We start from the raw sequence: 24,644 nt of genomic DNA, 5'->3' as shown, positions 1-24,644 counted from the left end.
GCCGCTATGTGCGCCTCATGACTGACTTGCACCTTCACCCTTCGCTGCGCGAACCCGCGCAAACGTCCAAGGCCTGGCCGTTCGAGGAAGCGCGCAAGCTCATTAAACGCTATCCGGGTGGAAAGCCCGACGGCGCGCCGGTGCTGTTCGAAACCGGCTATGGCCCGTCGGGGCTGCCGCACATCGGCACCTTCAACGAAGTGCTGCGCACGACGATGGTGCGCCGCGCCTATGAAACGCTGACCGCCGATGCGAACGGCACCCCCGCGGCGACGCGGCTGGTGGCGTTCAGCGACGATATGGACGGGCTGCGCAAGGTGCCCGACAATGTCCCCAACGGCGACATGCTGCGCGAATATCTGGGGCGGCCGCTGACCGCGATCCCCGATCCCTTCGGCAAATATGAAAGTTTCGCTGATCACAACAATGCGATGCTGCGTGAATTTCTCGACCGGTTCGGCTTCGATTATGAATTTGTCAGCTCGACCGAACGCTACAGCTCGGGCGCGTTCGACGGCGCGCTCGCCAATGTGCTGCGCCACAATCAGGATATCCTCGACATCATGTTGCCGACGCTGCGCGCCGAACGCGCCGCGACCTATTCGCCGATCCTGCCGGTCAGCCCGAAATCGGGCATCGTCCTGCAGGTTCCGGTCACTGTCGTCGATGCCGATGCGGGGCTGGTGTCGTTCGAGGATGAGGGCGAGACGATCACCCATTGCATCTTCGGCGGCGGGGCCAAGCTGCAGTGGAAGGTTGACTGGGCGATGCGCTGGGTCGCGCTCGGCGTCGATTATGAAATGTATGGCAAGGATCTGACCGACAGCGGGGTCCAGTCGGGCAGGATCGCCAAGGCGCTCGGCGGGCGCAAGCCCGAGGGGCTGATCTATGAAATGTTCCTCGACGAAAAGGGCGAGAAGATTTCAAAGTCGAAGGGCAATGGCCTGTCGATGGAGCAATGGCTGACCTATGGCAGCGAGGAAAGCCTTGCCTTCTTCGCCTATCGCGAGCCCAAGGCCGCGAAACAGCTCCATATCGGCGTCGTGCCCAAGGCGATCGACGAATATCTCCAGATGCGCGGCAATTACCCGGCGCAGGAAGCGGAGAAGAAGCTCGGCAATCCGGTGCATCATGTCCACGCGGCGCGCGGGCAGGCGGTGCCGACGACCGAATTGCCGGTGACCTTCGGCCTGCTGCTCAACCTTGTGGGGGTGATGGGCGCCGATGCGTCAAAGGACCAGATCTGGCGCTATCTAGGCCAATATGTCGCGGGCGCCGATGCCGCGGCCTATCCCGAACTCGACGGCCTCATCGACAATGCGATGGCCTATAATCGCGACTATGTCGCCCCGACACTCAAGCGCCGCAAGCCGCAGGGCGGCGAGGTCGCGGCGCTGCGCGATCTCGATACGCGGCTCGCCGCTCTGCCCGCCGATGCGGCTGCCGACGACATCCAGAACATCGTTTACGAGATCGGCAAGAACGAAGCCTATGGTTTTGAAAATCTGCGCGATTGGTTCAAGGCTTTGTACGAAACGCTGCTCGGGTCGAGCGCCGGTCCGCGCATGGGCAGCTTCATCGCCTTATTTGGTATCGACAATACGCGCCGTCTGATTGCGGAGGCTTTGCAATGTTGAAGACGCATAAAATGGCGGCGGCCGCGGCGTTGCTCTGTGTCGCCGGACCGCTGGCCGTGCCGCTGATGGCCCAGCCGCAATATGCGGGCGGCAATCGTCCGGTGACGCTGCGCGCGATGGACGATCTCGACCCCTGCTCGGTCGGCAAGGTCGCCGATCAATGGTCCGAGGGGGCCGTGATGGTGTTCCCGGGGGACAGCACCGATCTCGATGCGGTTGACCATCTTCCCGGCGGCACGAAGGTTTGGCTTTGCGACAGCAATGAAGCGGGCGACATGGTCGGCATCGTCTATTCGCTCGAACCCGGCACCGATTGCGGGGTCAGCACGCCGGTGTCCGCCGATCGCGACTATCTTGGTCCCTGTTCCTGGGGCTGGGTCAAGTCGCAGTGGATCGAGGTGGAAGCCGGGTGATGATCGAAATCTTCACCACCGGCGGCACGATCGACAAGGTCTATTTCGACGCGCTCAGCGAGTTTCAGATCGGCCCGGCGGCGATTCCCGACATGCTGCGCGAAAACAATGTCCATGTCCCGCACCGCGTCACCCAGCTGATGCGCAAGGACAGCCTGGAACTGGACGATGCCGACCGCGAGGCGATCCGCGCGGCGGTGGCGGCGAGTGATGCGGCGCATATCCTTGTCACCCACGGCACCGACACCATGGTCCAGACGGGACGAGTGCTTCAGTCGATCGCGGGAAAGACGATCGTGATGACGGGGGCAATGCAGCCCGCTTCGGTGCGCGCGAGCGACGCTGAATTCAACGTCGGTTTCGCGCTCGCGGCAGTGCAGACGCTGCCACCCGGCGTCTATGTCGCGATGAACGGGATGATCTTTGATCCGGCGACAACGGTAAAGGATCGTGCGGGCGCGCGCTTCGTCCGGCAGGGCTGATGGTCAGGCCTGGCGCGTAACCTGGCGCAGCACCGCGGCATAGCCGGGGGCGATCGTCATTGCCGGATGCTTGCCGGCGCGGCCCAGCGCGGCATGGACCGCGGGCAGGCGGTAACAGGGCACCGCCATGAACAGGTGGTGCTCGGCATGATAATTGACCCAATAGGGCGCCACCGTCGCCCGCTCGATCCAGTTGGCATGGGTCGTGCGCGCATGGGTGAAGGGATCCTCGCTGCCCGTCGTGGTGCAGGCATGTTCGGCGATGTTACGGATACGCAGATATAGCTGGAAGGTCGTCGCGAGCCCCGCCAGCCAGAGAAGATAGGGCGTCCAGCCATAAAGCGCGAGCGACAGGCCGAGCAGCAACGCTTGGACGATCAGAAAGCGGCCCACCGCGCGGGTCACCGCCATCGCCCCCGCAATGTCGATCGTCGGTGACGTCATGCCGTCGTCGGATTGCTTGTTGAACGGCGTCCCGGCCTTGGTGCTCGCACTGCCCCTCTGCGCCTCTTGGCCGCGCAGCATGGCTTTTAGCCCGGCAAGGGCAAAGGCGAATTGCGCCATGCGCTGCTTGAAAAAGGTCTGCCCGGTCAGATCGCGCAGCATCTTGCGGCGCAGGCTGGCGCGGCTGGTTGGAAAGGGTTTCGACAGCGACAGGTCGGGGTCTTCGGCCTGCTGGGTGAATTTATGATGCCGCAGATGATAGGTGCGATAGGCGATCAAATCGGAACCGACCGCGGCTCCGGTCAGCCACTGTCCCATGAAATTGTTGATTTTCCGGCTCGGATGCAGCGCGCCGTGGGCGGCATCGTGCATCAATATGGCCAGCCCCAGCTGACGTCCGCCGACCAGAATGATGGCGAGCAGCCAGCCGAGCGGATTCTGCATCCAGGCGGCAAGGCTTACCGCTGCGACACTGACCATCCAGGCATGCGCGACAAGCCAGATTCCGCGCCAGGACGAAACCCGGGTTAAAGCCGACCATTCCGGATGATCGAAAAAGCGGTTCGGCGGCAGGAGACGGACGGCGGGCATGGCGCAAGCTTATCAAGTTGCAAAGGGCAACGAAAGTACTTCCGTTTTTGGGACAGGTGGGCTGCGATAATCGGGCCTCTGGTAAGGATTTGGAAACCCAAGTCCGACAGTGAAGCCCCCAGGACCAAAGGGTTAGGAAGCGCGTTGGGGGTTCGAAGCCGCATTGTCGGGCCGGTGAGCATGGAACTGGCCGAAGGGGAATCATTGTTCGATTCGCCCACACTGGTGCGCCGCTTGCTGCGTGTCGCCCAGCTTTGGCATTATGTGCTCGTCGCGCGGGTTCTGGCCTTCCTTGTTTTCGCCTTTGCGCCGGGGCTTGCCGGATTCTTCGATCGACCGGCCGAATGGTTGGTGATGGCGGCGGGCCTCGCGTGCGATTTGGTGCTGACGGTGATCGGGCAGGCCAGCCGCGCTGATCGGGGATGGTCGCCGCGCCGGGTGCGACAGATGGCGGTGCTGGCCATGGCGCTTGTCGCCGCCGGCACCTTGCTGCATTCCGCCGGTCTGTTCTCGGGCGTCGCGCATTCGCACGACCATCGATTTTTCGATGCTTTTGTCGCGATTCAGGTCGGGTCGATCCTGGTCGCCGTGTCGGCGTCGGCGATCATGCGACCGGCCCTTTTCGCTGTTGCTGGGGCGACCGCCTTTGGCGGAGCGATCGGGGTCGCCTCCTGGCCGTTCGCGGTCGCGGGGGTGGTGTTCCTCGGGATGCTGATCGTCATGACGCGCGAAGACATGCGGCACCAGCGCCGCGCGACGCGCGCCAGCGCGCAGGCGATCGCTGAACAGGAACGCGCCCACAATCTGGTACGCGATTTCGAACAGGCGGGGCGGGGCTGGTTCTGGGAAACCGACCGCAACGGAAATCTGGTCTATATTTCGTCGACCGTGGCGGGGCGGCTGGGCCGTCCGCTGAACGAGATCATGGGACGCCCCTTTACCGATATCATTCGCAAGCGGATCGGCCGCGACGAGAGCGAAGAGCGGACCTTGGGGTTCAGTCTTTCCTCGCGTACGCCTTTCAAGGATTTGAACGTCCAGGCGGCCGTACAGGGTGAAGAGCGATGGTGGTCGATATCGGGCCATCCGATCGGGAACGAGTTCGGGCATTTTCAGGGGTTCCGCGGCAGCGGCACCGATCTGACCGACAAGAAACGCTCGGAACGCGAGATCAATCAACTTGCCCGCTATGACACGCTGACGGGCTTGGCGAACCGCCTGCACATCAATGACCTGCTCGACCGCGCGCTCAAAAACCATATCGGCCAGCCGCAGCCGTGCGCATTGCTGCTGATGGACCTCGACCGCTTCAAGGCGGTCAACGACACGATGGGGCATCCGGCGGGCGATCAGTTGCTGCAACAGGTCGCGGGCCGCCTGACCCAGACGGTCGGCGACAAGGGGCAGGTCGGACGCCTCGGCGGCGATGAATTCCAGATCGTGCTGCCTCAGATTATCCAGCCCGAAGCGCTGGCCGGGATCGCCAACGCGCTCATCCTCAGCCTTGCCAAGCCCTTCGCTATCGATGGCGAACAGGTGCGCATCGGATCGTCGATCGGTATCGCGGTGTCGGAGGGGCAGGGGGTCGCGCCTTCGGCGCTGATCCGCAACGCCGACCTCGCGCTTTACGCCGCCAAGGACGCCGGGCGCGGGGTCTATCGCTTCTATGCCGATGCGATGCACAATCAGGCGAGCGAGCGAAAGGCGATCGAGGATTCGCTGCGCGACGCGCTCGCGCGCGACGAACTGCAGCTGCTTTATCAGCCGATTGTCGATGTAAAGAGCGAGCGCGTCACGGGTTTCGAGGCGCTCATTCGCTGGCGTCGCGGCGCTGACGAAGTGATCAGCCCCACCAAATTCATTCCGATCGCGGAAGAATCAAAGCTGATCGTGCCAATCGGCGAATGGATCATCCGGACCGCCTGTGCGACGATTGCCCAGCTTGGGTCCGATTATCGCGTCGCAATCAATGTGTCGCCGCGCCAATTCGCCAATGAAAAGCTGCCCGCGATCATCCTGAACGCCGTTTCGTCGGCGGGCATCCGGCCCGATCAGTTGGAACTGGAGATTACCGAGGGCATTTTCCTTGATGAAAGTCCCGAAAATCTGGCGATGTTCCAAAAACTCAAGCGGACCGGCGTGCGGCTGGCGCTCGACGATTTCGGGACAGGTTATTCGGCGCTCGGCTATCTGAAGAAGGCGCCGTTCGACAAGATCAAGATCGACCAAAGCTTCGTTCTGGGGGCGGCCGACCGCGACAGCATGAACGCCGCGATCATCTCGTCGATCGTCGGCTTGGCTAGCGCACTGAACATGGAAACCACGGCCGAAGGGGTCGAAACTCACGACGATCTTGCACTGATCCGCGAGCTGGGATGCAGCCATGTCCAAGGCTATATTTATGGCAAGCCGATGGCGCTCGAAGAAATTCTGGCGCTGCTGGATCGGGGCGGCGGCCATGTAACCGCGCGCGGGTTCAAAAGCGCGCGCGAACCGCGACGCACGACGTTTCGTACGATTCGGATTGCCAGCGGCGGACATGAGTATGAAGCGATCGTCCGCAATGTCGCGTCGCGCGGCGCGCTGATCGAAGGGTTGTGGAATGTTCCGATGGGGACCGATCTGCGGCTGGAGTTCGCGCCGGGCTTGGTGATCGAAGCTGAAGCGCGTTGGTCGACCGAAAACCGCGTTGGCGTCGAGTTTCTAGAAGCGGTCGATATCGACACGCTGATCGGCGTGCCGGGGACAGGGCGCATTCCGGCCGCGCGGCCCCGTATCGACCGCGCGGCCTGAACGACGCAGCCGGGATCAATCGGCGATCCGGCCGCGCGCCATGACCCAGTCGACTTTTTCCAGCGCCGTGATGTCCGCCAATGGATCGCCCGAAACGGCGATCATGTCGGCCGACATGCCGGGCGCGATACGCCCGATCTCGCTTTCCATCGACAGCGCGGCGGCAGCGACCGTCGTGGCGCTCGCCAGCGCCTCGCGCGGGGTCAGCCCCGCCTTGACCAGCAGCGCGAATTCCCCGGCGTTGCGGCCATGTTCAAAAACGCCGGCATCGGTGCCAAAGGCGACGGGAACCCCCATCGCCTTGGCGCGCGTTACGGCCTGGCCGACATGGCCCATGGTCATACGGACCTTTTCTTCGACCGTCGGTGTATAGATGCCTTTGCCCAGCCGTTCGCGAATGCCTTCGAATGCCATCAGCGTGGGCACCAGATAGCTTCCCTTCGCCTTCATCACCTTCAGCGCAGTGTCGTCGGCAAAGGTGCCATGGTCGATGGTGTCGATCCCTGCGGCGGCGGCCGCCTCGATGCCTCGGGCGCCATGGGCGTGCGCCATCACTTTCAGGCCCAGCGAATGGGCGGTATCGGCGATGCTTTGAAGTTCGGGCGTCGTGAAATGCCCCTCCAGCCCGCGCCCCTGCTGCGACAGGACGCCGCCGGTTGCGGTGATCTTGATGACATTCGCGCCGGCGCGTGACGCCTTGCGCACCTTTTCGGCGCATTCGACGGGCCCGGTGCAGGTATAGCCGTCATCAAGAACATCATGAATATCCTCACGAAAGCCGGTGACATCGCCATGGCCACCGACGATCGACAAGGCTGGGCCTGCGGCAATGATCCGCGGCCCTTCGATCACGCCTTCATCGGTTCCGCGACGGAGCGAATAGGCGGTGTACTGGCCCGAACCGGCTTCGCGGACGGTGGTGAAACCCGCGCGCAGGGTGATGCGGGCGTTTTTTACGCCGACAACGACGCCCCACTCATTGGGCTCCACCGCCGCATTGCGATAATCGCCCCCCGGATCGCCGGTCAGGTGAACGTGCAGGTCGATCAGGCCGGGGAGCAGTGTCTTGTCGCCCAGATCGATCACCTCTGCACCATCGGGGGCTGGCGAGCGGCCCGGTGTGACCGCGGAGATGCGGTTGTCGGTGACGATGACGGTCGATGGGCCCTGGGGAGGTTTCGCCGGGTCGGTAATGATCCGCGCGGCATAGATGACGGTCGTTCCCGCACTGGCTGTGGTGGTCAGCAAGAACGATGTCGCCGCGGCGGCGAGCAAGCTCAGTTTGCGCATGATTTCTCCCCTGTTGTCAGCGCCATGGTGCCAAGCTGGCAGGGGAAGGGCAAGGGCATAAAAAGAGGGCCGGCAAAGCACCGGCCCTCCAGTTGAACTTCCGGTAACCGAAAGGAATATTACCAGAAGAAATCGTGGATCACGTCGACGACGCGGCCTGAATAGACATCGACGAGCAGCGCATCGTCATAATAGCGCACCCAGCGATAGTCGCCATACGCTGGCGGCAGGCGGTAGTACCACGGGTCGTTGATCCAGTAGCGCTGACCATAAAAGAGCGAGCCCAGCGTGAAACCGATGCTGAACCGCGTATAGCGATGGTTGCGATAGGGGGCGTAATAGCGGGGCAGGCGGTAATAGTCGCGGTGCCGCGCCCGATAGTCGCGCCAGTCATAGCGGCGATCGTCGCGCCAGTGGCGGTTCCAATTGTCATAGCGGCGGTTGTCGCGATACCGGCGGTCGACATACCCGTCGCGATTGCGATCATAGCGCCGATCGACCCGACCATTGTCGTTGCGATCCCAGCGGCGATCCAGGCTCCCGTCGCGGTTCCGGTCATAGCGGCGGTCGACGCGGCCATCGCGGTCGCGATCCCACTGCCGATCCGTGCGGCCGTCCCGGTTGCGGTCCCACTGCCGGTCGTTTCGATCATTTCGATCATTTCGATCATAGCCGCCGCGACGCGATTGGTCGTCCCCGCGTTGTCGCTGCCAACGTTCGCGCTGCGCGTCGGCGGTGCGCTGGCGCTCGGCGGAACGATCGGTCCGTTCGCTCCGGTCCTGCCAGTTGCGCCGATCGGCGCGCGGTTCGCGTTGTGTCTCTGTCCGGGGTGTGCGGACGCGGTCGCTGTGGGCTTCGCCGCGGCTATGATCGCGGCGAACGTCCGGGCCGCGCGGCCTGCGGTCGTCGCGTTCGCCCCGCTGGGCGATCTGGATGCGCTCGCCGCTCGACTGTGCGGCAGCGGAGGCCAGCGGCGTCAACATCGTCGCGGCGACCAGCAACCCTCCAAATACCGTCTTCATTGCGCCTGTCTCCAACTCATGTCCCATCGGCTGCAAATGCCAGCCGGGAAGATGAATCGAAATTACCGACGACAAGATGAGTCACTGCTGAACCGCCGTGTTGTCTCCGGTTCAGCTTTTGGGGGCCGGGCGCAGGGCTGGAACCTCCCGCGCGGCATCTTCTGGACGGATGCCAGGCGGAGGCGCTGCGGCGATGCGCTCCTCGCCGCGCAGCACCCGCCCGGCGAGCCGAATTGCGGCGCGGATACGCGGATAGGTGCCGCAGCGACAGATATTGGTCATCGCGGCATCGATTTCGGCATCGCTGGGATTGCTGTTGGAACGCAGCAATGCCGTGGCCGCCATGATCATTCCGGATTGGCAGAAACCGCACTGCGGCACCTGTTCGGCGACCCATGCCTGCTGCACCGGATGGCTGCGGTCGCGAGACAGCCCTTCGATCGTCGTGACGAAGCGGCCCTCGCATTCGGCGATGGTCACGAGGCAGCTTCGTATGGCTTCCCCGTCGATATCGACGGTGCAGGCCCCGCATTCGCCGGTGCCGCATCCATATTTCGTGCCGGTCAGATTGGACGCATCGCGCAGCGCCCACAAAAGGGGCGTTTCGGGTTCCATGCGATACTCGACCGGCCGGTCGTTGACGGAAAAGCGAGTCATGCCAACAGGGAAAGCCCCTCCGCCTTGTTCCTGTCAAACTTTATCGACCCACGGGCCGTGCTTGAATCATCGTCAACGCTCCCTTTATGTGATGGTATTACATGAAAGGGGTGTTGAAATGTCGTTATCGGAAGTTGCCTTGCGGTCGGCGCTTATCGGGGTCGGCGCGACGATCATGCTCGATATTTGGGCGTCGCTCGCGCAGCGCTTGTTGGGGATTCCTCGGCCCGATTGGGGAATGTTCGGCCGCTGGATCGGCCACATCCCTGATGGCCGCTGGTTTCATTCGGGTATCGCGGCAAGTCGGGCGATGCCCGGCGAACGGGTGATGGGATGGTGTGCCCATTATGCCGTCGGCATCGTTTTTGCCGCCATGCTGCTCGTCCTCGCCGGCCCAGCATGGTTTCGGAACCCGACCTTTCTGCCAGCCTTCACGATGGGGGTCGTCACGGTTGCGGCACCATTCTTCATTCTTCAGCCAGCGATGGGCGCCGGAGTCGCCGGATCGCGAACGCCGAGCCCTTGGCGGACACGATCAAGCAGTTTGCTGTCGCACAGCGTTTTCGGCCTCGGCCTCTACGTCGCAGCGGTTCTCGTCGCCGAATTGACGGGCTGATATCGCGTCCGATCAGTCGCGCCAGCCCGTATCGATCTTGTCGACCTTGCGTACCATCGCGTCAAACTCGGCCTTGCCTGACTGCCCCGGGATAGCGGCCAGATACAGGTCGCGCTGGTGGACCTTGACGACGTCGTCGGCGATCAGGATCGGCTTGCCCATGCTCATCGTCGCGAGCTGGATTTCGCAGGCGCGCTGCAACGCCCAATATTTGATGAAGGCATCGCTCAGCGACTTGCCCATCACGACCGGACCATGGTTGCGCAGCATCAGGATACGCTTGTCGCCCAGATTGCGGACCAGGCGCTCGCCTTCCTCTTCGCGTACCGTGACGCCTTCGAAGTCATGATAGGCGAGCTGACCGATAAAGTTGCAGGCATAGAAATTGGTCGGCTGCAGCCCGGATTCCAGCCCGCAAACCGCCATGGTCGCAGTGGTGTGGGTATGGATAATCGCATGCGCGTCGGGCAGGACGCGGTGGAACAGGCTGTGCTGGACGAACCCGGCCTTGTTGACGTGCCAGGGATTGTCGGCGTCGAGCTTGTTGCCGTCGATGTCGATCTTGATCAGGCTGGATGCGGTGATTTCGCTGAAATGCATGCCATAGGGATTGATCAGGAACGCGCCTTCCTGATCGGGGACCTTCACCGTGATGTGGTTATAGATCATTTCGTCCCAGCCCATCATCGCAAAGATGCGATAGCAGGCGGCGAGTTCCTGCCGTGCCGTCCATTCGGCTTCGCTATACTTGCTGTTGCGCTTGAGCTGGGTCGCCATCGCCTTTTCCTCTTCCCGTTTATCGGTTTCGTCCTGCTACCTATGCCATAGGAAAGCGGTGGGCGGCAATCCCGCACAAAGCGCTTGGGTGACGGTTCGCCGCGCGAGGGCTTGCATTTAAGAGCGAATCCCTTTAGGGGCGCAGCATTCGAACGTCGCGGGTTCGCGGCGCTCCTTTTATTGCCCGAATATCGGCGACCGTGGTAAACCGGATGCAGACCGGGGCCATCGGCCGTTTGACGAACAGGAGACGACACGGCGTATGCAGATTATCGTTCGCGACAACAATGTCGACCAGGCCCTTCGCGCGCTCAAGAAGAAGCTGCAGCGGGAGGGCGTGTATCGCGAAATGAAGCTGCGCCGTCATTATGAAAAGCCCAGCGAAAAGCGCGCGCGCGAGCGTGCCGCCGCTGTCCGCCGCGCCCGCAAGATGGAGCGCAAGCGGATGGAGCGCGACGGTATCAAGTAACCGTCCTTCCCGTTCGGGATCCTGATCGTGAAAAGGGCGCTGCGGCAACGCGGCGCCCTTTTTCGTGCGCGCTCGATGGACTTTGTGTCTAGACCGGTTGCCGCCGCTCCGCCTATAGGCAGCCGCAAGACGCGCCCGACGGCGCCAAGGAAGGACTGCAACGATGAGTGTGACGACGGTTCCATTGCGCCCGGTCAGCAAGGGCGGCTTGTGGCTGATGTGGATCGGCATTCTTGCGCTGTTGGGTGCAGGTGCGGCCTTTGCCTATCAGGTCACGCCGCGCATCGGTTTCCAGGTCGTCAAGGAAGGAACGGGCGCCAGCCCGACGATCAGCGATGTCGTGCTGGTCAAATATGAAGGCAAGCTTGACGATGGAACGGTCTTCGACGCCAATGAACAGGCGCCGATGCAGGTTGCTGGCGTTGTCCCCGGCTTTGGCGAGGCGCTGACCCGCATGAAGAAGGGCGGCAAGTACAAGATCAGCATTCCGCCGCAGCTTGGCTATGGCGATCGCGCAGTTGGGCCGATCCCGGCAAACAGCACGCTTCACTTCGATGTCGAACTGATCGACTTCCGCACCGAAGCCGAGGTGCGCGCGATGCAGCAGATGATGCAACAGCAACAGCAGATGATGCAGGGCGGCGCTCCCGGAGCGCCGGGTGCTCCGCCTGCGCCGCAAGGCGCGCCGCAGCCCTGATCGCGCTGCGTTGATATTCGGGGATCAGACAGGCGGCGGGGTCAACCGGACTCCGCCGCCTTTGTCATAACAGGTGCCGCATCGGCGTTACGCTCGGCCTCGCGTTCCAGGGCGACCTTGATCATTGCGACGATGGGGTCGGCCAGCGCCAGTCCCAGAATGCCGAGCAGCGCGCCGAGCAATATCTGGGCACCGAGGACCAGGGCAGGGGCAAGGTCGACCGTTTGCTTGGCGACCATCGGCACGATCAGATAGCCGTCGACCGTTTGCACCACCAGATAGATCGCCATCGCGTAAAAGCCGGTATCGGTCCCCGCCGAAAAACCGACAAGGATCAGCAGCACGCCCGACACGATGGCGCCGATATTGGGAATGAAGGCGAGAAGCCCGGTCAACAGCCCCATCAGGGCGGCCATCGGGATGCCCACCGCCAGGCAAGCCAACCAGGTGCCAATCCCTTCGACGAGCATGCCGAGCAAGCGTCCGGCCATCAGGCGGCGGAGCGTGAATCCCATGCGCGCGGTCGTGATATAGAAATCGCCGCGCATCCGCATCGGCAGCATCCACGCGACCCCGCGTTCGTAAAGGCGCGGTTCGATCGCGATGAAGATGCCGAGCACGACGATCATCACCAGGCTGGTGATCGCGCCGACGACCGATCCGACTGCGGCGGTGACGCGGCCCACGGTACCCGCAATATTGTCCGATATCGTTTTGGCGTCGATTTCTACATTGCCCATTCCATGGTCGCTGGCCCAGGCGGCCAGTCGCTCGACTTGTGCCATCACGACCTTTTGCAGCGTCGCGGCCTGGTCGGCGATCTGGGAGCCTGCGAACAAAATGGCCCATGCCAGAAAGGCCAGCAGCGACAGGCATATGATCAGCAGGCGCCAAGCGCGTCCGATCGGCAGGACGCGCCCGAGCAGCCGGGTGCCGCCATCAAGCATGGACGCCATGACGATGCCGGCAAAGATCAGCAGGATGGGTTGGATCAGGATGATGCAGGCGCCAACCAGCAGTGCGAGACCGATCCAGGCCCCGGCTTTCAGCAGTTCGGTGCGGACAAGCTGGCTACGGATTTCGGTGGGACCGGGCCTTTCCGTGCGTCGTTCCCGTCCCGCCATTCCGTCGCTCCTATTTGGTGCTGCTATCCTGCTCCGGGCGCAGGCTGTTGCCAGCGCGGTCCGATCGCAGGGCTGCGAACCAGCTTAACGGATTGTACCAACTCGCCGTTCCATCGGTCGAAAAACTGATAATCTCGGCCCGGCCGGCAATGGCTTCAAAGGGTACGGGGCCATTCAGTCCCTTCTGGCTGGTCGGAACGCGACTGTCGGCGCTGCCGTCCCGGTTGTCGCCCATCAGGAACAAATGACCATCGGGAACGGTGATGGGACCGAAATCGTCCGTGGGATAACCTGGCCCCATGTCGATCGTGTCGAAGCTAGCTCCGCCGGGCAGGGTTTCGCGGACGATCGGCACCTCCAGCACGGGCTTTCCATTCTCGCCCTCGACGATGAAACGATGCAGGCTGCTGCCCGGCCCAGGGGTGTTGCGATCGACCGGAATAGCCAGCATCGGCTGAACCTCGCGCTTGATCGGCTGGCCGTTGATGCTCAACTCGCCGTTCCGCATCTCGATCCGGTCGCCAGGCAGGCCGATGACGCGCTTGATATAATCGACACGCAGTTCGGGATGTTCCAGCACAACGATGTCTCCGCGTGCGGGCAGCTTGGCAAACAGGCGGCCGTCCATCTTTGGCGCGAGGTGAAAGCTGACCGAAGCATAGGACCAGCCATAGGGATATTTGCTGACGATCAGCCGATCGCCGTTGCGCAGCACCGGCATCATCGAGTCCGACGGAATGTAAAAGGGCTTGGCCACGCAGCTGTGTATGCCGAGCACGAGCAGCAGGATGACCGCAATGTCGCGGATCAGCTTCCCCCAGCCGCCTTCGTCTTCGTCTTTGGTTTTCGCCATTACTCGTCCTTGATCGCTTCGATGATGACGAAGGCCTGCGCCCACGGATGGTCGTCGGTCAGCGTCAGGTGAATATGCGCGCTATGTCCGGCGGGCGTCATTTCGGCCAGCCGTTCGGCGGCGCCGCCAGTCAATTTCAGCGTGGGGGCGCCGGACGGGGCATTTACGACGCCGATGTCCTTCATGAACACCCCGCGTTTGAATCCCGTGCCGACGGCTTTGGAAAAGGCCTCCTTGGCGGCAAAGCGTTTTGCATAGGTGCCGGCACGGGTGAAAGGTCGGCGGGCTGCCTTCGCTCGCTCGACATCGGTGAAGACCCTATTTTCGAAGCGTTCACCGAACCGGTCGAGCGAATGCTGGATGCGCTCGATATTGCAAAGATCGGAGCCCAGCCCGATGATCATGACGACCCTCGCGCTTCGTCCATCAGATTGCGCATCCGCCGCACGGCATCCTCGAGCCCGGTAAAGATCGCCTCGCCGATCAGGTAATGGCCGATGTTAAGTTCCGCGAGTTGCGGGATCGCGGCGACCGGAACGACATTTTCATATGTCAGTCCATGTCCGGCGTGCGGCTCGATGCCATTTTTCCATGCCAGCGCTGCCGCATCCTCGATGCGGCGCAACTCGGCGGCGCGCTCCTCGCCGGTGGCGTGGGCGTATCGCCCGGTATGGAATTCGACCACAGGCGCCTTCAGGCGCATGGCGGCTTCGATTTGCCGCGGGTCAGGCTCGATGAACAGGCTGACGCGAATGCCTGCATCGGACAAGCGCGAAACGATCGGCGCCAGATGGTTGTGCTGCCCCGCAGCATCAAGCCCGCCCTCGGTCGTGCGCTCTTCGCGCTTTTCGGGGACGATGCAGGCTGCGTGCGGGCTATGGCGCAGCGCGATTTCGACCATTTCGTCGGTTGCGGCCATTTCCAGGTTGAGCGGCAGATCGGTCGCCGCTTGAATTCTGGCAAGATCGGCGTCCCTGATATGACGGCGATCTTCGCGAAGGTGGGCCGTTATGCCGTCGCCGCCCACTGCGGCCACGATTTCCGCCGCGCGCACCGGGTCGGGGTGTTCGCCGCCCCGCGCGTTGCGGATCGTCGCAACATGGTCGATGTTGACGCCGAGCCGCAAGCGCTGGGACGGGGAGGGGGTCAAGCTGCGGCGCTCCGGCTGCCGGGCTTGATCGCGGGCGTCGCGGCCAGCTCGGGGGGCAACTCGTCCTCGGCATAGGTCGGGAAATTAATTGCGACCAGCGGATAGAAGGGGACGCCCAAATCGACGCTCCCTGCCGACCGGTCGACCAGCGCTGCCTCGGCCAGCACGTCGCCGCCGACTGCGCGTACGGCTTCCATCGCTTCGCGCGATGACAGGCCGGTGGTCACGACGTCTTCGACCATCAGCACCTTGCTACCGGGTGGGAGGGCAAAGCCGCGCCGCAGTTCAAAGGTGCCGGTTGGACGCTCGACGAACATTGCGGGCTTGCCGAGGGCGCGGCCCATTTCATGTCCGATGATGACGCCGCCCATGGCCGGCGACACGACGACGTCGATTGCCTGGCGCAGATCGCGGGGCAGCTTGGCGGCAAGCGCCGAAGCGAGGCGACCGGCGCGCGTGGTGTCCATCAGGACGCGGGCGCACTGGAGATAATATTCGCTGTGCCGCCCGGAAGAGAGCAGGAAGTGGCCCTGCAGCAGGGCTTCGGCGGCTCGGAACTCGGCCAGGATTTCGTCGTCAGTCATCGGGAGATTGTTCTTCATGTCCATGTAATTGCCGACCGGAAGCGGCCGGATCGCGCGGCAGAGATTTGCTCGCTGCAAAATAGTGTTAGAGATGCTTGAGGCAAGCGGCAAGCGGGTCTATAGCGCCCGCGAGATTCAGCCCGTCGCCGGCTGCCCGGATTTGTGTCCGGGGTTGGGGGAGAAGCGGGTTGGAACGACCAAAAGAGCAACAGGCAACGGGCGGCACTATCCTTATGAAGAGCTTGAAAACCCTTGTAATCGCGGCGGCTTTGTCGCTTGGCGCCGTGGGCGCGGCCCATGCGCAGCTTCCGGCTGAAGCGCCGACTGCGGCGGCCCCTGCGAATCCGGCTGCTGCTGCGGCAGCTTCCGATGCAGCGGCTCCCGCCACGACGCCCGCCGAAGCGTCGGCGCCGGCAGGTGATGCGACCTATGTCCCAATGAAGCCGACGCAGGGCGTCGGTCAGCCGGTCGATGCCGGCGTGGATTTCCAGCCGCAGGTCACCCCGATCGGCGATCAGGCCTATTGGTTCAACCATGTCATCCTGCTGCCGATCATCACGATTATCTCGCTGCTTGTTCTTGGACTCCTTCTGTGGGTGATTTTCCGTTACCGCGCCAAGGCGAACCCGGTTCCGTCGAAGACCACGCACAACACGTTCATCGAAATCATCTGGACCGCTATTCCCGTCCTGATTCTCGCGCTGGTTGCCGTGCCTTCGATCCGTCTGCTCGCGGCGCAGTACGAGCCGCCGTCGAAGGACGCGCTGACCATCAAGGTGACGGGCTATCAGTGGTATTGGGGCTATGCCTATCCCGACCAGGGCATTGGCGAATATGTCTCGAAAATGCTGACCAAGGAACAGGCGGAAGCCGCCGGTGAACCGCATCAGCTTGCGGTCGACAACCGCATGGTCGTGCCCGTTGGCCGCCAGGTGAAGCTGATCGTTACCGGCGCCGACGTGATCCACAGCTTCGCGGTCCCCGCTTTCTGGACCAAGATGGACGCCGTCCCTGGCCGTGCCAACGAAGTGACCTTCACGGCGAACAAGGTCGGCGTCTATTACGGCCAGTGTTCGGAACTTTGCGGCGTCGATCACGGATATATGCCGATCGCGGTTGAAGTGCTGCCTGTCGACAGGTGGGAGGCTTGGGTGCGTTCGAAGGGCGGTAATCCGTCGGGCGAAGAAGCGGCGGCGCCCGCCGCTGCTGCCGCTCCGGCTCCGGCCGCCGTTACCACGACCGAAGCAGCCCCGGCTGCGGCGCCTGCCGCTGCACCGGCCGCCACGAATTAATCAGGGGGTCTGACAGATGACCGATATTGCAGCGACTGCACCCGCCGCGCACGGCCACGACCATGCGCATGACGATCATGACACGCCGGGCTTTTTCGTCCGCTGGTTCATGTCGACCAACCACAAGGACATCGGGACCCTCTACCTGATCTTCGCAATCGTTGCCGGCATCGTCGGTGGCGTGCTGTCGGGGATGATGCGTCTCGAACTCGCCGAACCGGGTATTCAGTATCTGACCGGCTGGGCTCAGTTCTTCGACCCGGCAGCGGGCGATGTGCAGGGCAAGCATTTCTGGAACGTCATGATCACCGCCCACGGTCTGATCATGGTGTTCTTCATGGTCATGCCGGCGATGATCGGCGGCTTCGGCAACTGGTTCGTTCCGTTGATGATCGGCGCGCCTGACATGGCGTTTCCGCGCATGAACAACGTCAGCTTCTGGCTGACCTTTGTTGCGTTCGTCATGCTGGTCGGATCGATGTTCGTTCCCGGTGGCAGCGGCCTTGGCGCTGGAACCGGCTGGACGGTTTATGCCCCGCTGTCGACCAGCGGTTCGGCTGGCCCGGCCGTCGACATGGCGATCTTTTCGCTTCACCTTGCCGGTGCGGCGTCGATCCTTGGTGCGATCAACTTCATCACCACCATCTTCAACATGCGCGCGCCGGGGATGACCCTGCACAAAATGCCGCTGTTCGTATGGTCGGTGCTGGTCACGGCTTTCCTTCTGTTGCTTGCGCTGCCGGTTCTGGCCGCCGCGATCACCATGCTGCTGACCGACCGCAACTTCGGCACTACCTTCTATGATGCGACGGGCGGCGGCGATCCGGTGCTCTATCAGCATCTCTTCTGGTTCTTCGGCCATCCCGAAGTGTACATCATGATTCTGCCGGGCTTCGGCATCGTCAGCCAGATCATCTCGACCTTCAGCCGCAAGCCGGTGTTCGGCTATCTCGGCATGGCCTATGCCATGGTCGCGATCGGCGTCGTCGGTTTCATCGTGTGGGCGCACCACATGTTCACCGTCGGCATGAGCGTGAATCTCAAGATGTACTTCACCGCCGCGACGATGGTCATCGCCGTCCCGACGGGGATCAAGATTTTCAGCTGGATCGCCACCATGTGGGGCGGTTCGATGAGCTTCAAGACCCCGATGGTCTGGTCCTTGGGCTTCATCTTCATGTTCACCGTGGGCGGCGTGACCGGCGTCGTGCTCGCCAATGGCGGCGTCGACACCAACCTGCACGACACCTATTATGTCGTCGCGCACTTCCACTATGTGCTGTCGCTGGGCGCGGTCTTCTCGCTCTTTGCCGGATTCTATTACTGGTTCCCCAAAATGTCGGGCCGGATGTACAGCGAGGTCCTGGGCCAGCTGCACTTCTGGATCTTCTTCATCGGCGTCAACATTCTGTTCTTCCCCCAGCATTTCCTGGGTCAACAGGGCATGCCGCGCCGTTATCCCGACTATACGGACGCCTACGCCTATTGGCACCTGATCTCGTCCTATGGCTATGTGATCATGGGCGTCGGGATGATCTTCTTCTTCGTGAACATCGGCTGGTCGCTGTTCGCGGGCAAGAAGGCTGTCGACAATCCCTGGGGCGAAGGCGCGACGACGCTCGAATGGACGCTGTCGAGCCCGCCGCCGTTCCACCAGTTCAACGAACTGCCGCGTATCGCCTGACACGTTTCGCCCCCTGCTGACAGCCTTGGCAGGGGGCGATCTCGCTTTTCCGGCCGGGAGTTAGCATGGCGCAGAGCCTGACACATGGAACGATGCCGCTGCCGGCGGATTGGCGCGACCTGTTCGCGCTGACCAAGCCGCGCGTGATGTCGCTCGTGGTGTTCACCGCGCTATGCGGTCTGCTCGCGGCGCCGGGAGACAAGCATCCGGTTCTGGCTTTCGCCTCGATCCTGTCGATCGCGCTGGGGGCAGGGGCGTCGGGCGCGCTCAATCAATGGTATGAGGCTGGCCTCGACGCCAAGATGAAACGGACCGCAGGCCGGCCGCTGCCGTCCGGGCGTCTTGATCGGCAGACAGCGCTGCAGTTTGGGGTCGGCCTTGCCGCCTTCTCTGTGTTTCTGATGCTGTTTGCGTCGAACTGGCAGGCGGCGGCGCTGTTGGCGGTGTCGATCCTGTTCTATGTTTTCATCTATACGATGTGGCTCAAGCCGCGGACACCCCAGAATATCGTGATCGGCGGGGCGGCGGGCGCCTTTCCGCCGCTGATCGGATGGGTCGCGGTGACGGGACAGGTCGCGCCGCTGCCGGTGCTGCTGTTCCTGCTCATCTTTCTGTGGACGCCGCCGCATTTCTGGGCGCTCGCGCTGTTCGTCCGGTCGGACTATGCGGCAGCGGGAATTCCGATGATGCCGGTCGTCGCGGGCGAGCGTTCGACCCGGCGCCAGATCCTCTTCTATGCGCTCATCATGGCCGTGGCCGCGGTCGCGCCGTGGCCCTTGGGCTATGCCGGCGCACTCTATGGCTGGGTTGCGACGGTGATGTCGGCCATTTTCGTGGCACTGTCGATTCAGGTCGGCACCCGAACCACGGGCGAAGGCGATCTGATGCAGCCTGAAAAGCGGCTGTTCGCTTTTTCCATCGCCTATCTCTTTATCCTCTTTGGCGCCGTTGTTGCCGACCATTGGTGGACGTTATGACCGACGAACCGACGAACGAACCTTTTGATGAGGCCGAGTATCGCCGCCGCCAGCGCAGTCGCGCGAACATGATGGCGTGGATGCTGGGCGGTCTTGCCGTTCTGTTTTTCTTCATCACCATTGCGAAGATGCAGATTTTCCAATGAAGCTTGCCCTGTCGCCTAACGCCCGGACGGCGGGACTGGCAACGATGCTTGCCGTATCGATGGTCGGTCTCGGCTTTGCGGCGGTGCCGCTATACGACCTGTTCTGCCGGGTGACGGGATTCGGAGGGACGACGCAGCGCGTCGACGGGGGCGCGGTGGCGGTTGGCGAAACGCCGGTGCTCAGCCGGACGATGTCGATCCGTTTCGACGCCAATGTTTCGCCGAAGCTGCCATGGTCCTTCCGTCCGGAACATCCGCGTGACACGGTCAGCATCGGCGCGCGCGACATGGCGATCTATATTGCGGAAAATAATTCGCCGCACCCCGTGACGGGCACGGCGGCCTTCAACGTCACGCCAACCCAGGCGGGCAAATATTTTACCAAGATCCAGTGCTTCTGTTTCACCCAGCAAAAGCTGGAACCGGGACAGCAGATGCGCATGCCGGTCCTCTTCTATGTCGATCCCAAGATCATGGATGATCCCGACGCGCGCGACATTCAGGAAATCACCCTTAGCTATACCTTCTACCCGGTGGACGAGGGGTAAAAGGCGAGCTAAGGCCACAACAAAGAGTCTTACAAGGACCGGCGGGTGATGGGGAATCACCAGGCTGGGGCAGAAAACGGGAACAGTGACATGGCCGGTGCCAAAAATCATGACTACCACCTCGTAAATCCCAGCGTCTGGCCGTTGATCGGCTCGCTCGCCGCGATGGTGATGTTCTTCGGTCTCGTGATGTACATGCACGAGGATTATTTCGGCGCAGCCGGAAAGTGGGTTCTCGGCCTTGGTTTCATGGGCGTGATTCTCACCTTCTTCAGCTGGTGGGGCGACGTGATCAAGGAAGCCCATGCGGGCGACCATACTCCGGTGGTTCAGCTTCACCTGCGCTATGGCATGATCCTATTCATCGCGTCGGAAGTCATGTTCTTCGTCGGCTGGTTCTGGGCGTGGTTCGATTTCTCGCTGTTCCCGGTTCCGATCGAATATGCGGACGGCGCCATCACGTCGCTTTTCGGCCAGGAAGGCGCGGACGCGATCACCCAGTGGCCGCCGAAGGGCATGGAAGTCATCGACCCCTTCTCGCTGCCGCTGCTCAATACGCTGATCCTGCTTTGCTCGGGCACGACCATCACCTGGGCGCATCACGCGCTGATCCACGGCGACCGTGACGGGCTTAAAAAGGGCCTTTGGGCGACCATCATCCTCGGCGTCGTCTTCTCGGCGATCCAGGCTTATGAATATATCCATGCGCCCTGGGGTTTTGGCGGCAGCAACTATAGCTCGGCCTTTTACATGGCGACCGGCTTCCACGGTTTCCACGTGTTGGTCGGCACGATCTTCCTGATCGTTTGCCTGGTTCGCGCGTACAAGGGGCATTTCACGCCCAAGCAGCATTTCGGTTTCGAGGCCGCTGCCTGGTACTGGCACTTCGTTGACGTCGTGTGGCTGTTCCTTTTCATCATCATCTATGTGTGGGGCGGCTGGGGCGCACCGATCGCCGCGCACTAAATTGGCACCTGCCGAACATCCGCAAAAGGGGCAGCCGCCAATATGGCGCGCTGCCCTTTTTGGCCTTTGCCCCGAATGCGGCGCCCCGACCTTGTTCGACGGGCCGATCAAATTTAGCGAGCGCTGCGATGCCTGCGGCCTCGACTATGGCCGCTATAATGTCGGGGATGGGCCCGCGGCCTTCCTAACGCTGATTATCGGCGCACTGCTGATCATATGCGCGCTGTTTCTCGATTTCGCGGTTCAGCCGCCGCTCTGGGTGCATATTCTGCTCTGGGTGCCGTTGACCGCGGCGGCGGTGGTGTATGGCCTGCGTCTCGGCAAGGGCGCGCTGCTGGCGAGCGAGCATCAGCGACAGGCCACCGAGGGGCGAGCGATGAAAGACGATGATGACTGAGGTGGCAGACACCAGGCCGCGCTGGCCGTTGGTCCCGACATTGCTTGTTCTCGCGGCGGTGGCGATCATGATCGCGCTCGGCGTTTGGCAATTGCAGCGCAAGTCGGAAAAGGAGGCGCTGATTGCGCTATATGCCCGCAACATGGCGATGCCGTCGCCGGTCGCCTATCCCAAGCTTCCGCCAGTCCCCAATGCCATGCTCTATCGCAAGAGCAGCGTCGTGTGCCTGGAGGTCGTCCGCTGGGATCCGCGCGGCGGCAGCGATCGGCGAGGGCGGACGGGCATCCGGATGATCGCCGATTGCCGTACCGGTGCGGAGGGGCCCGGGGTGTTGATCGATGTCGGTACCGCCGATGATTTCAAAACGCCGGAGTGGAAGGGCGGCGTCGTCGCTGGAACCATCGTGCCGGGACCGGAACAGCCCACGCTGATCCAGCGATTGGCGGGCAAGGCGGTCGCCGCGCGTGCGATGCTGGTCGCCGATGCCCCGGTTGCCGGGCTGCGGCCGAGTGCGGTCCCATCGGCCGCCGATACGCCGAATAATCATCTCGCCTATGCCGGGCAGTGGTTCCTGTTCGCGGTTGCGGCCCTTGCGATCTACATCCTGGCGGTGCGCCGCCGCTTGCGGCCTTGACCTGCCGCCGCTAGGCGCATTCCGTCATGGATTATATCAGCACTCGCGGCTCCGCGCCGACCCTCGACTTTCGTGCCGCCACACTTGCCGGTCTCGCTGGCGACGGTGGGCTGTATGTCCCGGCCCGTTGGCCGCAAATGTCGGCCGACGAAATTCGTTCGCTCGCCGGCCTCGATTATGTTGAAACGGCGGTTCGCGTAATGACGCCCTTCGTCGCGGGCGCCTTGTCCGAAGACGAGCTGCGCCACCTGTGCCGGGCCGCCTATGGCCGCTTCAGCCATGATGCGATCACCCCGCTGGTCCAGCTCGACCATCGCCACTGGCTGCTCGAACTGTTCCACGGTCCGACGCTGGCGTTCAAGGATGTCGCGCTCCAGCTTCTTGGACAGCTGTTCGAGAAATTTCTCAGCGGCGGCGATACCGATATCACGATCGTCGGTGCGACCTCGGGCGATACCGGGTCGGCGGCGATCGAGGCGGTCGCCGGGCGCGAACATATTCGCATTTTCATGCTCCACCCCGAAGGGCGGGTCAGCGATGTCCAGCGTCGCCAGATGACGACGGTGCTCGCCCCCAACGTCCACAATATCGCGATCGACGGCAGCTTCGACGATGCGCAGGCGATGGTGAAACGCCTGTTCGGCGATGCCGAGGCGCGCGATGCCTTGACCCTGTCGGCGGTGAACAGCATCAATTGGGCGCGGCTGATGGCGCAGGTCGTCTATTATTTCTATGCCGCCGTTCGGCTTGGCGCGCCGGACCGGCAAATTGCGTTCAGCGTCCCGACCGGCAATTTCGGCGATGTGTTCGCGGGCAATGTCGCGGCGCAGATGGGGCTGCCCGTCGCGCGGCTGATCGTCGCAACCAATGTCAACGACATCCTCCACCGCGCCCTGTCGAGCGGGGATTACAGCGCCGGCACGGTGACGCCCACGGCGACGCCCAGCATGGACATCCAGGTCAGCAGCAATTTCGAACGCCTGCTGTTCGATCTGTCGGGGCGCGATGGCGGTGCGATTGCCCGCATGATGGCTGAATTCGATGCCAGCCGCGCGATGACCATTCCAGCCGACATGCTGTCAGGTGCTGCGACCTTGTTTTCGAGCGCCAGCATCGACGGCGACCAGATGGCCCTGGCGCTTCGCTGGGCGCAGGAACATGGCGGCCAGATCATCGATCCGCACAGCGCCGTCGGCCTTGCCGCCGCGCGGCTTTGCGACGTCGATGCCGATATTCCGGTTGTTACCCTGGCGACGGCCCATCCGGCCAAATTCCGCGAGGCGGTGGAACGTGCGACCGGCGTGCGCCCGACGCTTCCCGCACGTCTCGGCAATTTGTTCGATCGCGAGGAACGCTATGAAAAGCTGCCCGGCGATTATGACGCGGTAAAGGCTCATATATTGGCGGTGGCCCGCCGTGGCTGACCTTCTTCCCCTGGCGACCCTGGTGGGGGAGGCCTGGGACGATTATGGCCTCATCGACAGTGGCGGGGGGCGGAAGCTTGAACGCTATGGCCGCTATCGTTTCATCCGTCCCGAACCGCAGGCGATGTGGCAGCCGGCGCTGCCGGCCGGTGACTGGGACGCCGCCGATGGCGAGTTCATTCCGGCCTCGGACGAGGATGGCGGCGGGCGCTGGTATTTCAACAAACCGGTTCCGCCGGAAGGTTGGCCGCTCGCCTGGCGCGAGGCGCAATTTACCGCCAGCTGTACGCCCTTTCGCCATTTGGGCTTTTTCCCCGACATGGCCCCGGTCTGGGACTGGTTGCGCGGGCAGGTCGCTGACAAGCCTGAACCGGCATTTTTGAACCTGTTCGGCTACACCGGGGTCGGCAGCCAGGCGCTTGCGGCCGCTGGGGCGTCGGTCACGCATGTCGATGCGTCAAAGAAGTCGGTGGCCCAGGCGCGTGACAATGCTGCGCTCGCCGGAATGGCGGAACGGCCGATCCGCTGGATCGTCGATGATGCCGGAAAGTTCACCGCTCGCGAGGTGCGGCGGGGGCGGCGCTATGACGCGATCCTGCTCGACCCGCCGAAATTCGGGCGCGGCCCCAATAATGAGCGTTGGCAATTGGAAGAGGGGCTCGCCCCCTTGCTCGCCGATTGCCGACAATTGCTCGACGCCGACAGCCGCGCGCTGTTCCTGACCGTCTATGCGGTCCGCATGTCGGCGCTCGCGATCGGCGAGCTTCTGGCGCAGCTTTTCGCCGATTTGCCGGGCCAGGTTGAATGCGGCGAACTTGCCGTGCGCGAAGAGGCGCGGGGGCTGTTATTGCCCACGGCCATCTTTGCTCGCTGGCACCGCTGACCCGGCCAGAATCATTGCGGGCGGCCAGCGCCATGCCGACCACCCGCAACATCCCCCCTCGATAATCGGATCCGGCGCCGTTCGGGCGCCGGCG

The 24,644-nt window shown here is 62.9% G+C and carries 27 protein-coding genes; 17 read left to right on the top strand and 10 right to left on the bottom strand.

Annotated elements, in window-relative coordinates; translation table 11 throughout:
- The first annotated feature begins 17 nt into the window (after positions 1–17).
- Genes U0S50_RS14000 through U0S50_RS13990 form a run of 3 tightly spaced genes read left to right on the top strand, consistent with a single transcriptional unit; the run spans position 18 to position 2,532 of the window.
- Positions 18–1,637 (top strand): lysine--tRNA ligase, encoded by a 1,620-nt coding sequence (locus tag U0S50_RS14000; protein ID WP_322309382.1) that lies wholly within the window; start codon positions 18–20, stop codon positions 1,635–1,637.
- Positions 1,631–2,050 carry a hypothetical protein gene (locus tag U0S50_RS13995; RefSeq protein WP_322309381.1) on the top strand — a complete coding sequence of 140 codons (420 nt, stop codon included), beginning with the start codon at positions 1,631–1,633 and terminating at the stop codon, positions 2,048–2,050. The genes U0S50_RS14000 and U0S50_RS13995 overlap by 7 nt, the downstream gene beginning before the upstream one ends.
- A complete protein-coding gene (locus U0S50_RS13990; protein ID WP_322309452.1) occupies positions 2,050–2,532 on the top strand; it encodes an asparaginase domain-containing protein in 483 nt (160 codons plus the stop codon). Before U0S50_RS13995 ends, U0S50_RS13990 begins: the two co-directional genes overlap by 1 nt.
- Before the next feature lie 3 nt (positions 2,533–2,535).
- On the opposite strand, the gene U0S50_RS13985 is transcribed toward U0S50_RS13990, so the two are convergent.
- Positions 2,536–3,567 carry a fatty acid desaturase family protein gene (locus U0S50_RS13985; protein ID WP_322309380.1) on the bottom strand — a complete coding sequence of 344 codons (1,032 nt, stop codon included), beginning with the start codon at positions 3,565–3,567 and terminating at the stop codon, positions 2,536–2,538.
- 204 nt (positions 3,568–3,771) lie between these two features.
- Between U0S50_RS13985 and U0S50_RS13980 the strand changes: the two genes are divergently transcribed.
- The gene (locus tag U0S50_RS13980; RefSeq protein WP_322309379.1) at positions 3,772–6,360 is read left to right on the top strand and encodes an EAL domain-containing protein; all 2,589 of its coding nucleotides are present in this window, start codon (positions 3,772–3,774) and stop codon (positions 6,358–6,360) included.
- A gap of 15 nt (positions 6,361–6,375) precedes the next feature.
- Here U0S50_RS13980 and U0S50_RS13975 read toward each other — a convergent pair whose 3' ends face one another.
- The 3 genes from U0S50_RS13975 to U0S50_RS13965 form a co-directional block, all read right to left on the bottom strand.
- Complete coding sequence (locus U0S50_RS13975) at positions 6,376–7,650, bottom strand: amidohydrolase family protein (protein WP_322309378.1); 1,275 nt, start codon at positions 7,648–7,650, stop codon at positions 6,376–6,378.
- 119 nt (positions 7,651–7,769) lie between these two features.
- The gene (locus U0S50_RS13970) at positions 7,770–8,672 is read right to left on the bottom strand and encodes an RcnB family protein (RefSeq protein ID WP_322309377.1); all 903 of its coding nucleotides are present in this window, start codon (positions 8,670–8,672) and stop codon (positions 7,770–7,772) included.
- A gap of 111 nt (positions 8,673–8,783) precedes the next feature.
- A complete protein-coding gene (locus tag U0S50_RS13965; protein ID WP_322309376.1) occupies positions 8,784–9,329 on the bottom strand; it encodes a (2Fe-2S)-binding protein in 546 nt (181 codons plus the stop codon).
- A 118-nt stretch (positions 9,330–9,447) separates the two neighbouring features.
- Here U0S50_RS13965 and U0S50_RS13960 point away from each other — a divergent pair, with 118 nt between their 5' ends.
- Positions 9,448–9,945: a DUF2938 domain-containing protein gene (locus U0S50_RS13960; RefSeq protein ID WP_322309375.1), complete on the top strand. Its 498-nt coding sequence runs from the start codon at positions 9,448–9,450 to the stop codon at positions 9,943–9,945.
- Between the two features lie 12 nt (positions 9,946–9,957).
- Here the strand turns inward: U0S50_RS13960 and U0S50_RS13955 are convergent, their stop codons facing one another.
- Complete coding sequence (locus U0S50_RS13955) at positions 9,958–10,722, bottom strand: class II aldolase/adducin family protein (RefSeq protein WP_322309374.1); 765 nt, start codon at positions 10,720–10,722, stop codon at positions 9,958–9,960.
- 262 nt (positions 10,723–10,984) lie between these two features.
- Between U0S50_RS13955 and rpsU the strand changes: the two genes are divergently transcribed.
- On the top strand, positions 10,985–11,191 hold the full coding sequence (gene rpsU / locus U0S50_RS13950; protein ID WP_003047635.1) for a 30S ribosomal protein S21: 207 nt from the start codon (positions 10,985–10,987) through the stop codon (positions 11,189–11,191).
- Positions 11,192–11,354: 163 nt separating this feature from the next.
- Positions 11,355–11,888 (top strand): FKBP-type peptidyl-prolyl cis-trans isomerase, encoded by a 534-nt coding sequence (locus U0S50_RS13945; RefSeq protein ID WP_322309373.1) that lies wholly within the window; start codon positions 11,355–11,357, stop codon positions 11,886–11,888.
- Between the two features lie 41 nt (positions 11,889–11,929).
- Here U0S50_RS13945 and U0S50_RS13940 read toward each other — a convergent pair whose 3' ends face one another.
- From U0S50_RS13940 to pyrE, 5 genes are read right to left on the bottom strand one after another with little or no spacing between them, the layout of a single operon-like run.
- On the bottom strand, positions 11,930–13,012 hold the full coding sequence (locus U0S50_RS13940) for an AI-2E family transporter (RefSeq protein ID WP_322309372.1): 1,083 nt from the start codon (positions 13,010–13,012) through the stop codon (positions 11,930–11,932).
- A 10-nt stretch (positions 13,013–13,022) separates the two neighbouring features.
- On the bottom strand, positions 13,023–13,865 hold the full coding sequence (gene lepB, locus U0S50_RS13935; protein ID WP_322309371.1) for a signal peptidase I: 843 nt from the start codon (positions 13,863–13,865) through the stop codon (positions 13,023–13,025).
- Complete coding sequence (gene acpS, locus U0S50_RS13930; protein ID WP_322309370.1) at positions 13,865–14,269, bottom strand: holo-ACP synthase; 405 nt, start codon at positions 14,267–14,269, stop codon at positions 13,865–13,867. Before acpS ends, lepB begins: the two co-directional genes overlap by 1 nt.
- Positions 14,266–15,015 carry a pyridoxine 5'-phosphate synthase gene (locus tag U0S50_RS13925; protein ID WP_322309369.1) on the bottom strand — a complete coding sequence of 250 codons (750 nt, stop codon included), beginning with the start codon at positions 15,013–15,015 and terminating at the stop codon, positions 14,266–14,268. Before U0S50_RS13925 ends, acpS begins: the two co-directional genes overlap by 4 nt.
- A complete protein-coding gene (pyrE, locus tag U0S50_RS13920; RefSeq protein ID WP_322309368.1) occupies positions 15,012–15,599 on the bottom strand; it encodes an orotate phosphoribosyltransferase in 588 nt (195 codons plus the stop codon). Before pyrE ends, U0S50_RS13925 begins: the two co-directional genes overlap by 4 nt.
- Before the next feature lie 233 nt (positions 15,600–15,832).
- Between pyrE and coxB the strand changes: the two genes are divergently transcribed.
- The 10 genes from coxB (at position 15,833) to U0S50_RS13870 (ending at position 24,550) form a co-directional block, all read left to right on the top strand.
- On the top strand, positions 15,833–16,891 hold the full coding sequence (gene coxB / locus U0S50_RS13915) for a cytochrome c oxidase subunit II (protein WP_322309367.1): 1,059 nt from the start codon (positions 15,833–15,835) through the stop codon (positions 16,889–16,891).
- Between the two features lie 16 nt (positions 16,892–16,907).
- Complete coding sequence (gene ctaD / locus U0S50_RS13910; RefSeq protein WP_322309366.1) at positions 16,908–18,575, top strand: cytochrome c oxidase subunit I; 1,668 nt, start codon at positions 16,908–16,910, stop codon at positions 18,573–18,575.
- A gap of 65 nt (positions 18,576–18,640) precedes the next feature.
- Entirely contained in the window at positions 18,641–19,552 is a 912-nt protein-coding gene (locus U0S50_RS13905; protein ID WP_322309365.1) for a heme o synthase, read from the top strand.
- Entirely contained in the window at positions 19,549–19,698 is a 150-nt protein-coding gene (locus tag U0S50_RS13900; RefSeq protein ID WP_322309364.1) for a hypothetical protein, read from the top strand. The genes U0S50_RS13905 and U0S50_RS13900 overlap by 4 nt, the downstream gene beginning before the upstream one ends.
- Positions 19,695–20,246, top strand: a complete 552-nt coding sequence (locus U0S50_RS13895; RefSeq protein ID WP_322309363.1) for a cytochrome c oxidase assembly protein — start codon at positions 19,695–19,697, stop codon at positions 20,244–20,246. The genes U0S50_RS13900 and U0S50_RS13895 overlap by 4 nt, the downstream gene beginning before the upstream one ends.
- Before the next feature lie 90 nt (positions 20,247–20,336).
- Positions 20,337–21,212 (top strand): cytochrome c oxidase subunit 3, encoded by an 876-nt coding sequence (locus tag U0S50_RS13890; protein WP_322309362.1) that lies wholly within the window; start codon positions 20,337–20,339, stop codon positions 21,210–21,212.
- On the top strand, positions 21,172–21,609 hold the full coding sequence (locus U0S50_RS13885; RefSeq protein ID WP_322309361.1) for a DUF983 domain-containing protein: 438 nt from the start codon (positions 21,172–21,174) through the stop codon (positions 21,607–21,609). Before U0S50_RS13890 ends, U0S50_RS13885 begins: the two co-directional genes overlap by 41 nt.
- Positions 21,602–22,243 (top strand): SURF1 family protein, encoded by a 642-nt coding sequence (locus U0S50_RS13880; RefSeq protein ID WP_416194995.1) that lies wholly within the window; start codon positions 21,602–21,604, stop codon positions 22,241–22,243. The genes U0S50_RS13885 and U0S50_RS13880 overlap by 8 nt, the downstream gene beginning before the upstream one ends.
- Positions 22,244–22,269: 26 nt before the next feature.
- The gene (thrC, locus tag U0S50_RS13875; RefSeq protein WP_322309359.1) at positions 22,270–23,667 is read left to right on the top strand and encodes a threonine synthase; all 1,398 of its coding nucleotides are present in this window, start codon (positions 22,270–22,272) and stop codon (positions 23,665–23,667) included.
- On the top strand, positions 23,660–24,550 hold the full coding sequence (locus U0S50_RS13870) for a class I SAM-dependent methyltransferase (RefSeq protein WP_322309358.1): 891 nt from the start codon (positions 23,660–23,662) through the stop codon (positions 24,548–24,550). Before thrC ends, U0S50_RS13870 begins: the two co-directional genes overlap by 8 nt.
- Positions 24,551–24,644 lie beyond the last annotated feature (94 nt).

The sequence above is a fragment of the Sphingopyxis sp. genome, from assembly GCF_034380315.1.
Classification (GTDB): domain Bacteria; phylum Pseudomonadota; class Alphaproteobacteria; order Sphingomonadales; family Sphingomonadaceae; genus Sphingopyxis.
This window is presented reverse-complemented; position numbering and strand designations above follow the sequence as displayed.